Consider the following 12,117-nt stretch of genomic DNA (forward strand, 5'->3'; position numbering starts at 1 on the left):
CCGCTGCTGTTCCTAGAGCGCCAGGGCCCCAAAGGGGAAGGCAAAGGGGATCCACTGCTTCACGACGGCGGGACCGGCCACGAGGCAGATCAGGCCGGCGCCGGCCAGGAAGGGGCCGAAGGCGATGGGAATGTCCTTGTGGGCCAGCTTGCCGGCGAAGCGCAGCGTGAGGCCGATCACGGCGCCCACCACCGACGAGACGAGGATGATCGCAATGAGGTAGTCGGCGCCGAGCCAGGCGCCCAGAGCGGCGAGCAGTTTGAAGTCCCCATGTCCCATGCCTTCCTTGCCTGTGGCCAGGCGGTAGGCATGGTACACAAGCCACAGGCTCAGGTAGCCGAACACGGCGCCCCAGACCGCGGTGTTCAGGCTGACGCCGGTCCAGCCCATGGCGGCACCGACCAGGCCGAGCCAGAGCAGAGGGTAGTTCAGGGCGTCGGGCAGGAACTGGGTGTCGAAGTCGATGAGGAACTGGCAGATCAGCACGGCGCCAAAGGCCGCCCAGAGCGCGCCCGTAGGGGTGATGCCGAAGCGGTGCGCGCACAGGGCGAACAGCGCGCCCGTGATCAGCTCGACGAGGGGGTAGCGGGGGCTGATCGAGGTCTTGCAGCTGGCGCACCGGCCACGCAGCACGAGGTAGCTGAGCACCGGGATGTTCTGGTACCAGCGGATCTTGTGGCCGCATGTGCCGCAGCGCGAGGCGGGGCGCGTGAGGTCGAAGGGCGGGAGCTTCTCGAGCGCTTCGGCGGCCTTGTCGGCGGCCGCCTCGAGCCCTGCGGGCGGCACGGCCTTCGGGCCGAAGACCAGTGACCAGAGCGAAGGCATGTCCTTCGACGACATGAGGTTGGCGACCGCATCGCTCAGCCAGCCCCGGTACATCATGACCGGGGTGCGGTAGATCACCACGTTGAGGAAACTGCCGATCAATAGCCCCAGCACACCGGCCAATGCGGTGTCGAACCCTTGCGACACCAGCATCAGACGACCTGGCCGAGCTTGAAGATGGGCAGGTACATCGACACCACAATGCCGCCGATGATGACGCCCAGGAACACGATGATGATGGGCTCCATCAGGCTGGAGAGGCCGGCGACCATGTCGTCGACTTCGGACTCGTAGAAGTCGGCGGCCTTGCCGAGCATGTGGTCGATCGAGCCTGATTCCTCGCCGATGGCGGTCATCTGGATCACCATCGAGGGGAACAGGTTGACGTTGGTCATGGCCGTCGTCAGGCTGGTGCCGGTCGAGACCTCCTGCTGGATCTTGGCGGTGGCATCGCCGTACACCGAGTTGCCCGATGCGCCGCCCACGGAGTCGAGGGCTTCCACCAGCGGCACACCGGCTGCGAACATGGTGGCGAGCGTGCGGGTCCAGCGGGCCACGCAGGATTTCTCGATCAGCGTGCCGAAGACGGGAATGCGCAGCAGCAGGCGGTCCATGACTTTCTGGACGCGCTCATTGCGTTTCCACGCTTGCAGAAAGAAGTAGATGCCACCGCCCAGCACACCGAAGATCAGCCACCAGTAAGACACGAAGAACTCGCTCATCGCCATCACGAAGAGCGTCGGTGCGGGCAGGTCGGCACCGAACGAGGAGAACACCTGCTTGAACGCGGGTATCACGAAGATCATGATGACTGCCACTACTACGAAGGCCACGACGACCACCGAGGTCGGGTACATCAATGCCGACTTGATTTTCGACTTGATCGCCTCGGTCTTCTCCATGTAGGTCGCGAGACGGTCCAGCAACTCTTCCAGGATACCGGCCGCCTCGCCGGCCTCCACCAGGTTGCAGTACAGGTTGTCGAAGTACTTCGGAAACTTGCGAAAAGCAGCCGACAGTGAGGTGCCGGTCTCGACGTCGCTGCGGATGTCGTTCAGCAGCTTGGCGACGCTCGGGTTCGCGTTGCCGCGCCCGACGATGTCGAAGGACTGCAGCAGCGGCACGCCGGCCTTCATCATGGTCGCGAGCTGGCGCGTGAAGATCGCGATGTCCTTGGGCTTGATCGCCTTGCCCGAGCGCATGCGGCGCTTCTTGATCTTGGAGGCCAGCACGCCCTGGCGACGCAAGGCCGCCTGCACCTGGTTCTCCCCGGCGGCGCGAAGTTCGCCGCGCACCAGCTTGCCGTTGCGGTCCTTGCCTTCCCATTCGAAGACGAATTCCTTGTGCGTGACCTGGGAGCGTGAGGATGCCACTGTTGCCATTCGATCTCCGGTTCAGTGTGTTCGTTATAGGTTGGTGCAGGCCACGACTTCTTCGAGCGAAGTGAGGCCCTGCATGACTTTGCGAAGGCCGGACTGGCGCAGCGAGCGCACGCCTTCGGCTTCGGATTGGTTCGCGATGTCCAGTGCGCTGCCATCGCGCAGGATGATTTCCTGGATGGCTTCCGAAATCGGCATCACCTGGTAGATGCCGACCCGGCCCTTGTAGCCGCCGCTGCAGGCGGCGCAGCCGACCGGGCGGTAGGGCTTCCAGCTGCCGTTGATGTCTTCCTCGTTGAAGCCGGCTTCGAGCAGGGCTTCGCGCGGGATGTCGATCGGCGCACGGCACAGCATGCACAGCCGGCGCGCGAGGCGTTGCGCGGTGATCAGGATCACGCTCGATGCGATATTGAAGGGCGCGATCCCCATGTTGCGCATGCGCGTGAGCGTGGTCGGGGCGTCGTTGGTGTGCAGCGTCGACAGCACCAGGTGGCCGGTCTGCGCGGCCTTGATCGAGATGTCGGCGGTTTCGAGGTCGCGGATTTCGCCGACCATGATGATGTCGGGATCCTGTCGCAGGAAGGCGCGCAGCGCCGCCGCGAAGGTGAGGCCGGCCTTCTCGTTGACGTTGACCTGGTTGACGCCGGGCAGGTTGATTTCCGACGGGTCTTCTGCCGTCGCGATGTTGACGCCCGGCTGGTTGAGCAGGTTCAGGCAGGTGTATAGCGACACGGTCTTGCCCGAGCCCGTGGGGCCGGTCACCAGCACCATGCCATAGGGGCGGCCGATGGCGTGGAGGAGCCGTTCCTTTTCGTCGGCGTCGTAGCCCAGGGCGTCGATGCCCATGCGCGCGCTGCTCGGGTCCAGGATACGCACGACGATCTTCTCGCCGAACAGCGTGGGCAGCGTGCTCACGCGGAAGTCGATCACGCGATCGGGGCCGATCTTGAGCTTCATGCGGCCGTCCTGCGGCACGCGCTTCTCCGAGATGTCGAGCCGCGAAATGACCTTGATGCGCGAGGCCAGCTTGTCCTTGATGACCGTGGGTGGGCTGGCGATTTCTCGCAGCTCGCCGTCGACTCGAAAGCGCACCCGGTAGTGGTGTTCGTAGGGCTCGAAGTGGATGTCCGAGGCTCGCATGCTCACGGCGTCGAGCAGCATCTTGTGCAGGAAGCGCACCACGGGTGCGTCTTCGACCTCGGCGATGGCCTGTTCGTTGGCATCGCCCGAGGTGTCGGCCGTGACGTCGTCGAACTCGAACTCGGTGCCGACGATGCTGTTGATCGTTTCAGCCGCGCTCGCTGCAGCGGCTTCAATCATGCGCGAGAGCTTGTCGTACTCGGCGATGACCCAGTCCACGCCCATCTGCGACGCGAACTTGATTTTTTCCGCGGCCTGCTGGTCCGACGGGTCGGCCGTCGCGACGATCAGGCGGTTGTTGCGCTTGCTGAGAACGACGATGCGGTACGCATGGCAGAGCTTTGGATCGAGCAGGTCCTTGGGCAGGCGCTGGTGATCGATGGCATCGAGGTCGAGCAGCGGGGCGCCGAAGGCGCTTGAGAGGGTGTGGGCGAGATCCGCCGCCGAGACGGCGCCGGTGCCGGTCAGTTCAGCGATGAAGCTGGTGCGGCCACTCAGCGACTTCTGATAGATGTCTTCCGCTGTCTTTGCCGCGAGCTTGCCGGCCGACACGAGGGCGCGCGCCAAGCCGGGAAGGGCGATCTGCGTAGTTTCTTTAACGGGAATTTCGGCAGCGGCCATTCAGCGAATGCAAAAGATGTGAAAAAGTGCTTCACGATCATCGCTGAACACGCCTGTGCTGTAAATCGTTACACAGCAACAGGGGCTGACATTAACTGGACCAGTCGAGAAAAACTGGTCGGGGTGAGAGGATTCGAACCTCCGGCCTCTACGTCCCGAACGTAGCGCTCTACCAGGCTAAGCTACACCCCGATTGGTTGCAAGAAAAAGAACTCGTCCTAGATGCCAACTCTGTGGAGGTGTTTCAGGCACGTCGCTCAAGCAACTGAGCCGCTAATTGTAGCAAACCTGAAGCGTGCAAATTCGACGGAAGGTCGCGCAATGCATGAATTGCGCGTTCGGCCTCTGCTGCAGCGGCTGCGCGCGAAGCTTCCAGCGCGCCGGTTTCGCGAACGATCTCGACGATTTTCCCCAGCTGGGCGGTGTCGCCGGCCTCGATGGCGGCACGCACCAGTGCGCTCTGCTCGGGGGTGCCGCGTTGCATGGCGAAAATCAGTGGCAAAGTGGTCTTGCCTTCGCGCAGGTCGTCGCCGACGTTCTTCCCGGTTTCCTGGGCATCGCCTGCGTAATCGAGCACATCGTCGATCACCTGGAAGGCGGTGCCCAGCGCTTGTCCGTAGGTGGCGCAGGCCTCTTCGACTTCGGGCGTCGTGCCGGCCAGCACGGCCGCCAGTCGGGTGCTCGCCTCGAAGAGCTTGGCGGTCTTGGAGCGGATCACGCGCAGGTACGCTGCTTCGTCCAGCGAGGCGTCGTGCATGTTCATCAGTTGCAGCACTTCGCCTTCCGCGATCACGTTGGTCGCCTCGGCCAGGATCTGCATGATGCGCATGTTGTTTGCATCCAACATCATCTGGAAAGCGCGCGAATACAGGAAGTCGCCCACCAGCACGCTGGCGGGGTTGCCGAAGGATTCGTTGGCGGTGGCGCGGCCGCGGCGCAGGGTCGATTCGTCGACCACGTCGTCGTGCAGCAGGGTCGCGGTGTGGATGAACTCCACCACGGCCGCCAAGTTGAAGCGCTGTTCGCCCGTGTAGCCGAGCGCGCCTGCCATGAGCAGCAGCAGCGCCGGCCGCAGCCGCTTGCCGCCGGCCGAGATGATGTATTGCGAAACCTGGCTGACCAGCGGAACGCCAGTATTGAGGCGTTGGGCGATCACACGGTCGACTTCGACCATGTCGCCGGCAATCAGGTCCAGCACGGTGGCGGTGGGGGAGGTGTCGGCGGCGGGAACTGGCAAAGCGAAGGCGCGGGGCGCTGCGAGGATGAGGGCGGCCCTGGAGGCCGGAACGCGCGAATTATAGGGAGCCGTGCACGATTCCCTGGAGCGTCTCAACGTCAGGGTGGTGAGTGTCCGCAAACCGCGCTATAATCTTGGGCTCTGCGGAATTCGCTGCGGAGACTCATTTCTAAGAGGTTTACATGTACGCGGTCATAAAAACCGGCGGCAAGCAGTATCGCGTTGCTTCCGGCGAGAAAATTAAAGTAGAACAGATTGCTGCGGACGTAGGCCAGGAAATCGTGATCGACCAGGTTCTGGCTGTCGGAAACGGCGCTGAAATCAAGGTTGGCACGCCCCTGGTGTCCGGCGCAACGGTGACAGTCACGGTGCTGTCGCACGGCCTGCACGACAAGGTTCGCATCTTCAAGATGCGCCGTCGCAAGCACTATCAAAAACGTCAAGGCCATCGCCAGCAGTTCACCGAACTGCAAATCGGCGCGATCGCCGGCTAAGGAGCAGATTCCATGGCACAGAAAAAAGGCGGCGGCTCCACGCGAAACGGGCGCGATTCCAAGCCCAAGATGCTCGGCGTGAAGGCCTTCGGCGGCGAACTGATCAGCGCAGGCTCGATCATCGTGCGCCAGCGCGGCACCCAGTTCCACCCCGGCGTGAACGTCGGCGTGGGCAAGGACCACACGCTCTTCGCCCTGGTCGACGGCCACGTGTCGTTCGGTCACAAGGGTGCGCTGAACAAGCACATGGTCAACGTGACGCCCGCGGCCTAAGCCCCGCAGTCACTTCGATCTTTCCGAGGCCCCGCATTGCCGGGGCTTCTTCATTTGTAAACTGGACATCCCATGAAGTTCGTCGACGAAGCCTTCATCGACATCGCCGCGGGCGATGGCGGCAACGGCTGCGTGTCGTTCCGTCATGAGAAGTACAAAGAGTTCGGCGGCCCCAACGGCGGCGACGGCGGCCGTGGCGGCCACGTGTTCGCGGTGGCCGACTCGAACCTCAACACCCTGGTCGATTTCCGCTACTCGCGCCGGCACGAAGCCAAGCGTGGCGAGCACGGCATGGGCTCCGACATGTTCGGCGCCGCGGGCGATGACATCGTGCTCCGGATGCCGGTCGGCACGATCATCACCGACGCCGAAACCGGCGAGGTTCTGTACGAGATGCTGACGGAAGGTGAGGTCGTCACGATCGCCAAGGGCGGTGATGGCGGTTTCGGCAATATGCGCTTCAAGAGCGCGATCAATCGTGCGCCGCGCCAGAAGACGCCCGGCTGGCCCGGTGAGAAGAAGAGCCTCAAGCTCGAGCTCAAGGTGCTGGCCGATGTGGGCCTGCTGGGCATGCCCAACGCGGGCAAGTCGACCCTGATCAGCGCCATCTCGAATGCCCGTCCCCGTATCGCGGACTACCCCTTCACCACACTGCACCCCAATCTGGGTGTGGTGCGCGTCGGCCCGGAGCAAAGCTTCGTGGTCGCCGACCTGCCCGGGCTGATCGAAGGCGCGTCCGAAGGCGCCGGCCTCGGTCACCTGTTCCTGCGGCACTTGCAGCGCACGCGCCTGCTGCTGCACGTGGTCGATATGGCACCGTTCGACGATGCCGTTGACCCGGTTGCCCAGGCCAAGGCCATCGTGGGTGAACTGAAGAAGTACGATGCCGCGCTCTACGACAAGCCGCGCTGGCTGGTGCTGAACAAGCTCGACATGGTGCCTGGCGACGAGCGCGCGGCACTGGTCAAGGACTTCGTCAAGCGCCTGCGCTTCAAGGGCCCGGTCTTCGAGATCTCGGCGCTCACGCGCGAGGGCTGCGAGCACCTGATCAAGGCCGTGTACCAGCAGGTCAAGGCGCAGCAGGTGGCCGAGCACGAAACTGTCGTGGTCGATCCGCGCTTCGTTCCGCTGCCGCCCGAAGGAAACTGAGGGCGTCGCGGCACCTTCGGTGCTGCAAAATGGATAGCAAGCAGCGCAGGCTGCATTCCTGAAACACGCCTTCTTTCTTCATGACCTCGAATTCCGGTTCCACTGCCTTGCGGGATGCCCGCCGTATCGTCGTCAAGGTGGGCTCCAGCCTCGTGACCAACGAGGGGCGCGGCCTCGACGAAGGTGCCATCGGCGAGTGGTGCCGGCAACTGGCGCAGCTGGTGCGTGACGGGCGCGAGGTGGTCATGGTGTCGAGCGGCGCGATCGCCGAGGGCATGAAGCGCCTGGGCTGGAAGACCCGTCCGCACGAAGTGCACGAGCTTCAGGCGGCGGCGGCCGTCGGGCAGATGGGTCTGGCCCAGATGTACGAGACCAAGTTGCGCGAGAACCAGATTGGCAGCGCGCAGGTGCTGCTCACGCACGCCGATCTCGCGGACCGCGAGCGCTACCTCAATGCCCGCTCGACCCTGGTCACGCTGCTGCGCCTGGGCGTGGTGCCGGTGATCAACGAGAACGACACGGTGGTCAACGACGAAATCAAGTTCGGCGACAACGACACGCTCGGCGCGTTGGTTGCCAACCTGGTCGAGGCCGATGCCCTGATCATCCTGACCGACCAGAAGGGCCTGTACACGGCCGACCCGCGCAAGGACCCCGATGCCAAGTTCGTCCACGAAGCCGCCGCGGGCGATCCGGCGCTCGAAGCCATGGCAGGCGGCGCCGGCTCAAGCATCGGGCGGGGCGGCATGATCACCAAGATCCTCGCGGCCAAGCGCGCGGCGGGCTCCGGTGCTTCCACGGTCATCGCCTGGGGCCGCGAAGCCGACGCGCTGCTGCGGCTCACGCGTGGCGAATCGATCGGCACGCTGTTGGTAGCGCAGACCGCCAAGCACCAGGCGCGCAAGCGCTGGATGGCCGATCACCTGCAACTGCGTGGTGCCGTCATCGTCGATGCCGGTGCAGCCGCCAAGGTGCGCGGCGAAGGCAAGAGCCTGTTGCCGATCGGCATGACGGGCGTGTCGGGCGAGTTTTCGCGCGGCGACGTGATCGCGGTGCGCGACGTCGACGGTATCGAGCTGGCCCGCGGGCTGGCCAACTATTCGAGCGTGGAAGCCCGGCTGCTGTGCCGCAAGCCTTCGGCCGAGTTCGAGCGGTTGCTGGGCTACGCGGCCGAGCCGGAGATGGTGCACCGCGACAACATGGTGCTGATGCCCGGTTGATCTTCAGGGCGGGGCGCCGTGCCCCGCCGCTGCTTCAGGGCAGTTCGCGCAGCGGGTTGCGGATGTTCTGCACCATCTCGTTGACCGAGCTGCGCGGCGCGTTGCCGCGGCACAGGCCCTGCGACGCCAGCGCCGGCACGTAGCTGGAGTTCATGTCCCTCACGCGCTTCCACTCGGGCGACTTCGTTTCCTGCCAGGCGCCGTTGTTGTAGCGGGCATAGCTCTTCATTTCCGCCGTCGAGCAGCGCACGCCTTCGTAGAACGCATTGACGGCACCGCCGGCCCGGTTCTGTGCCACCACCACGTAGCGCACGATGCCGTCCTTCGTGATGGCGATGGTGTTCGGATCAACGCCGAACTTCAGCGTCATGTAGGGCGGCATCGCGATCGGCAGCAGACGGCTTTCGCTGAAGGCGGGCGGCGGCGGCACCGCGGTTTCTTCCCACTCCTTGTCCTGCTCGGTGCTCTTGGGCGCCGGTGGCATGCCGGCCTGGGCCCAGTCGGGGTTGTCGGTGTCGTAGCCGCGGGAGGCGCAGGCGGCCAGAAGGCTGACGCAGGCGATGACGAGCGCACGCTCAGCGTGGCGTCGGAAAAGAAGAAGGCGCGCTGTTCTTGGGAGGAGGTTCATCGCTCGCAGAAGGAATGTCGGGATGCGGGTCGAAGCTGCCGCCGGGCGGCAGATCGAGGCCCGCGGGCGCTCCATGGTCCAGCGTGTGGCGCTCGAATTCTCGGGCGCGCACGTTGCTGCGCAGGAAGCGGTTGCGGAAATCCTGCCGGGGCAGGTAGCGAGCAAGCTCGGTAAGCGCCATCTCGTAGACGCCGCGCTTGAACTCGACGACCACGTCGAGCGGGACCCAGTAGTCATGCCAGCGCCAGGCGTCGAATTCGGGATGGTCGGTGGCACGCAGGTTGAGATCCCAGTCGTGGCCGACAAGTTGCAGCAGATACCAGATCTGCTTCTGGCCTTTGTAGTGGCCCCGTGCGTCACGGCGGATGAACCGATCCGGCACCTCGTAGCGCAACCAGTCGCGGGTACGGGCCACGATGCGCACATGCTCCGGGTGGAGCCCGACTTCCTCGTGCAGTTCCCGGAACATGGCTTGCTCGGGACTTTCGCCACGGTCGATGCCGCCTTGCGGAAACTGCCAGGAATGCGTGCGTATGCGCTTGCCCCAGAAAACCTGGTTTCTCTGGTTGAGCAGGATGATGCCGACGTTGGGCCTGAAGCCGTCCCGGTCGAGCATAATCAAACCCCAATTTTTGAACTGAGTCGATTATGCATGCCGGGTTGCACTCGGCAAGCGACCGGTTCCGGGCTCTCAGGGTCTCTCCGGGGTGCCTGTCTCCCTCCTCACTTCGAACCCACCTGCGCGATCCCGATGAAAGCTTCCCGATTCTTTGTCTCCACCCTGAAGGAAGCGCCCGCTGACGCCGAGGTCGCGAGCCACCGCCTCATGATGCGGGCCGGCATGATCAAGAAGCTCGGCACGGGCATCTACACGTACATGCCCATGGGCCTGCGGGTGATCCGCAAGGTCGAGGCGATCGTGCGCGAGGAAATGAACCGCGCCGGCGCCGTCGAGCTCACGATGCCCGTGGTCCAGCCGGCCGAGTTCTGGCAGGAGACCGGCCGTTTCGACAAGATGGGCCCCGAGCTCTTGCGCATCAAGGACCGCCACGACCGCGACTTCGTGATCCAGCCCACCAGCGAAGAGGTGGTGACCGACATCGCGCGTCAGGAAATCCGCAGCTACAAGCAGCTGCCGAAGAATTTCTACCAGATCCAGACCAAGTTCCGCGACGAGCGCCGTCCGCGCTTCGGCCTGATGCGCGGGCGCGAGTTCATCATGAAGGACGCCTACAGCTTCGACCGCGACCTCGACGCGGCCAAGGCCAGCTACCAGGTGATGGCCCAGGCCTACCGCAACATCTTCGACCGCTTCGGCCTGCGCTACCGCGCCGTCGCGGCCGACAGCGGCGCCATCGGCGGCGACCTGAGCGAAGAGTTCCAGGTGATCGCCGCCACCGGCGAAGACGCGATCGTCTACTGCCCCGACAGCAATTACGCCGCCAACATGGAAAAGGCCGAGGCGCTGGCCCCGGCCGGTCCGCGTCCTGCCGCCGCCAACGCGCTCGAGAAGACGCCCACGCCCGGCAAGAGCACCTGCGCCGACGTGGCCGAACTGCTCGGCGTGCCGCTGGCCACCACGGTCAAGTCGCTGGTGCTGGCCACCGACATCCTCGACGACGCCGGCAACATCCAGGGCGCGCAGGTCTGGCTGCTGCTGCTGCGCGGCGACCATGACATGAACGAGATCAAGGTCAGCAAGCTGCCTGGCCTGGACAAGGGCTTCCGCTTTGCCACCACCGCCGAGATCGACGAGCACTTCGGCTGCAAGCCGGGCTACCTCGGCCCGCTGAACCTGAAGAAGCCCGTCAAGCTCGTGGCCGACCGCGAGGCCGCCGTGCTGGCCGACTGGATCACCGGCGCCAACGAAATCGACTTCCACATGACCGGCGTCAACTGGGGCCGCGACCTGCCCGAGCCCGACCTGGTCGCCGACCTGCGCAACGTGGTCGCCGGCGACGCCTCGCCCGACGGCAAGGGCGTGCTGGCCATCGAGCGCGGCATCGAGGTGGGCCACGTCTTCGTGCTGGGCACCAAGTACAGCAAGGACATGAACGCCACCTACCTCGACGAAGGCGGCAAGCCGCAGTTCCTCGAGATGGGTTGCTACGGCATCGGCATCACGCGCCTGCCGGCCGCCGCCATCGAACAGAACCACGACGAGCGCGGCATCATCTGGCCCGACGCGCTGGCACCGTTCACGGTCGTGGTCTGCCCGATCGGCATGGACCGCAGCCCCGAGGTCAAGGTCGCGGCCGAAGCGCTCTACGAAGAACTGCTCGTCAAGGGCGTCGATGTGCTGCTCGACGACCGCGGCGAGCGCCCGGGCGCGATGTTCGCCGACTGGGAACTGATCGGCGTGCCGCACCGCGTGGTCATCTCCGACCGCGGCCTCAAGGAAGGCCAGCTCGAGTACCAGGGCCGGCGCGACACCGCCGCCACCAAGGTACCTGTGGCCGGCATCGCCGACTTCATCGCCGGCAAGCTCGCGGCATGAGCGTGGCGGGGGGCCCTTCGCGACGCAGCTGTCTGTTGGGCAGCGTTGCGGCAGGCGCCCTGACGACGCTGGCACTGCCTCAGGTGGCCTGGGCCGGCGCGCAGATCGAAGAGCCGCTGATCGACTCGGTGCGCACCGCGCTGAGCTCGGCCATCCACAACAAGGCGCCGCCGGTGCCGCAGTTCGCCGACACCGAGGCCCGCCTCGCGTACCTGCGGTGGCTCGGCGAGATGAGCGAGCGCCTGCGCAAGAAGGTCGCCGACCCGGCCACGCGCATCGAGTTCCTGCAGACCGTCTGGTACGAGGCCAAGCGCTCGGGGCTCGACGTGAGCCTGGTGCTCGGGCTGATCCAGGTCGAGAGCAACTTCCGCAAGTTCGCGGTCTCCAGCGCCGGTGCGCGCGGCTACATGCAGGTGATGCCGTTCTGGACCCGCGTGATCGGCGACAGCGATTCGGCCAAGCTGTTCCACATGCAGACCAACCTGCGCTTCGGCTGCGTGATCCTGCGCCACTACCTCGACCGCGAGAAGGGCGACCTGTTCATGACGCTGGGCCGCTACAACGGCAGCCGGGGCCGTGCGCCGTACCCGAACGCGGTGTTCGCGAACCAGCGGCTCTGGGCGTACGTCGACCGGGACCGCTCGGCGGCCTGAA

Annotated in this window: 12 protein-coding genes and 1 tRNA gene; 6 read left to right on the plus strand and 7 right to left on the minus strand. The window is 65.1% G+C overall.

The genetic code is table 11. From position 1 onward, the window contains the following. Positions 1 to 12: 12 nt before the first annotated feature. From AC1RGU_RS00425 to AC1RGU_RS00445, 5 genes are all read right to left on the minus strand, one after another. Positions 13 to 978, minus strand: coding sequence for a prepilin peptidase (locus tag AC1RGU_RS00425; RefSeq protein WP_492694031.1), 966 nt, complete (start codon positions 976 to 978; stop codon positions 13 to 15). After that, positions 978 to 2,207: a type II secretion system F family protein gene (locus tag AC1RGU_RS00430; RefSeq protein ID WP_492694033.1), complete on the minus strand. Its 1,230-nt coding sequence runs from the start codon at positions 2,205 to 2,207 to the stop codon at positions 978 to 980. Before AC1RGU_RS00430 ends, AC1RGU_RS00425 begins: the two co-directional genes overlap by 1 nt. A 24-nt stretch (positions 2,208 to 2,231) precedes the next feature. After that, positions 2,232 to 3,965: a type IV-A pilus assembly ATPase PilB gene (pilB, locus tag AC1RGU_RS00435; protein WP_492694035.1), complete on the minus strand. Its 1,734-nt coding sequence runs from the start codon at positions 3,963 to 3,965 to the stop codon at positions 2,232 to 2,234. Between the two features lie 115 nt (positions 3,966 to 4,080). Then, positions 4,081 to 4,157: transfer RNA gene (locus tag AC1RGU_RS00440), tRNA-Pro, on the minus strand. A gap of 52 nt (positions 4,158 to 4,209) precedes the next feature. Further along, on the minus strand, positions 4,210 to 5,202 hold the full coding sequence (locus AC1RGU_RS00445) for a polyprenyl synthetase family protein (RefSeq protein ID WP_070063612.1): 993 nt from the start codon (positions 5,200 to 5,202) through the stop codon (positions 4,210 to 4,212). Between the two features lie 182 nt (positions 5,203 to 5,384). Here AC1RGU_RS00445 and rplU point away from each other — a divergent pair, with 182 nt between their 5' ends. The 4 genes from rplU (at position 5,385) to proB (ending at position 8,338) form a co-directional block, all read left to right on the plus strand. After that, entirely contained in the window at positions 5,385 to 5,696 is a 312-nt protein-coding gene (gene rplU / locus AC1RGU_RS00450; protein ID WP_062474515.1) for a 50S ribosomal protein L21, read from the plus strand. 12 nt (positions 5,697 to 5,708) lie between these two features. Beyond that, positions 5,709 to 5,969, plus strand: coding sequence for a 50S ribosomal protein L27 (gene rpmA / locus AC1RGU_RS00455; RefSeq protein WP_013543198.1), 261 nt, complete (start codon positions 5,709 to 5,711; stop codon positions 5,967 to 5,969). A gap of 72 nt (positions 5,970 to 6,041) precedes the next feature. Continuing rightward, positions 6,042 to 7,118: an Obg family GTPase CgtA gene (gene cgtA, locus AC1RGU_RS00460; RefSeq protein WP_070063611.1), complete on the plus strand. Its 1,077-nt coding sequence runs from the start codon at positions 6,042 to 6,044 to the stop codon at positions 7,116 to 7,118. A gap of 80 nt (positions 7,119 to 7,198) precedes the next feature. Continuing rightward, a complete protein-coding gene (proB, locus tag AC1RGU_RS00465) occupies positions 7,199 to 8,338 on the plus strand; it encodes a glutamate 5-kinase (RefSeq protein WP_492694037.1) in 1,140 nt (379 codons plus the stop codon). A gap of 34 nt (positions 8,339 to 8,372) precedes the next feature. Here the strand turns inward: proB and AC1RGU_RS00470 are convergent, their stop codons facing one another. Further along, the gene (locus AC1RGU_RS00470) at positions 8,373 to 8,966 is read right to left on the minus strand and encodes a CNP1-like family protein (RefSeq protein ID WP_492694039.1); all 594 of its coding nucleotides are present in this window, start codon (positions 8,964 to 8,966) and stop codon (positions 8,373 to 8,375) included. After that, the gene (locus tag AC1RGU_RS00475; RefSeq protein WP_062474507.1) at positions 8,914 to 9,582 is read right to left on the minus strand and encodes an RNA pyrophosphohydrolase; all 669 of its coding nucleotides are present in this window, start codon (positions 9,580 to 9,582) and stop codon (positions 8,914 to 8,916) included. Before AC1RGU_RS00475 ends, AC1RGU_RS00470 begins: the two co-directional genes overlap by 53 nt. A 135-nt stretch (positions 9,583 to 9,717) precedes the next feature. Between AC1RGU_RS00475 and AC1RGU_RS00480 the strand changes: the two genes are divergently transcribed. Together AC1RGU_RS00480 and AC1RGU_RS00485 are read left to right on the plus strand one after the other, a co-directional pair. Next, positions 9,718 to 11,463, plus strand: a complete 1,746-nt coding sequence (locus AC1RGU_RS00480) for a proline--tRNA ligase (protein ID WP_492694041.1) — start codon at positions 9,718 to 9,720, stop codon at positions 11,461 to 11,463. Beyond that, on the plus strand, positions 11,460 to 12,116 hold the full coding sequence (locus AC1RGU_RS00485; protein WP_492694043.1) for a lytic transglycosylase domain-containing protein: 657 nt from the start codon (positions 11,460 to 11,462) through the stop codon (positions 12,114 to 12,116). The genes AC1RGU_RS00480 and AC1RGU_RS00485 overlap by 4 nt, the downstream gene beginning before the upstream one ends. Position 12,117: the final 1 nt, after the last annotated feature.

The sequence above is a fragment of the Variovorax sp. GW823-FHT02B07 genome (assembly GCF_058797695.1).

What these genes read in the sequence shown, in the direction of transcription:
- AC1RGU_RS00425 (WP_492694031.1), bottom strand. Translation starts at nt 978, where the DNA reads ATGCTGGTGTCGCAAGGGTTCGACACCGCATTGGCCGGTGTGCTGGGG.
- AC1RGU_RS00430 (WP_492694033.1), bottom strand. Translation starts at nt 2,207, where the DNA reads ATGGCAACAGTGGCATCCTCACGCTCCCAGGTCACGCACAAGGAATTC.
- pilB (WP_492694035.1), bottom strand. Translation starts at nt 3,965, where the DNA reads ATGGCCGCTGCCGAAATTCCCGTTAAAGAAACTACGCAGATCGCCCTT.
- rplU (WP_062474515.1), top strand. Translation starts at nt 5,385, where the DNA reads ATGTACGCGGTCATAAAAACCGGCGGCAAGCAGTATCGCGTTGCTTCC.
- rpmA (WP_013543198.1), top strand. Translation starts at nt 5,709, where the DNA reads ATGGCACAGAAAAAAGGCGGCGGCTCCACGCGAAACGGGCGCGATTCC.
- cgtA (WP_070063611.1), top strand. Translation starts at nt 6,042, where the DNA reads ATGAAGTTCGTCGACGAAGCCTTCATCGACATCGCCGCGGGCGATGGC.
- proB (WP_492694037.1), top strand. Translation starts at nt 7,199, where the DNA reads ATGACCTCGAATTCCGGTTCCACTGCCTTGCGGGATGCCCGCCGTATC.
- AC1RGU_RS00470 (WP_492694039.1), bottom strand. Translation starts at nt 8,966, where the DNA reads ATGAACCTCCTCCCAAGAACAGCGCGCCTTCTTCTTTTCCGACGCCAC.
- AC1RGU_RS00475 (WP_062474507.1), bottom strand. Translation starts at nt 9,582, where the DNA reads ATGCTCGACCGGGACGGCTTCAGGCCCAACGTCGGCATCATCCTGCTC.
- AC1RGU_RS00480 (WP_492694041.1), top strand. Translation starts at nt 9,718, where the DNA reads ATGAAAGCTTCCCGATTCTTTGTCTCCACCCTGAAGGAAGCGCCCGCT.
- AC1RGU_RS00485 (WP_492694043.1), top strand. Translation starts at nt 11,460, where the DNA reads ATGAGCGTGGCGGGGGGCCCTTCGCGACGCAGCTGTCTGTTGGGCAGC.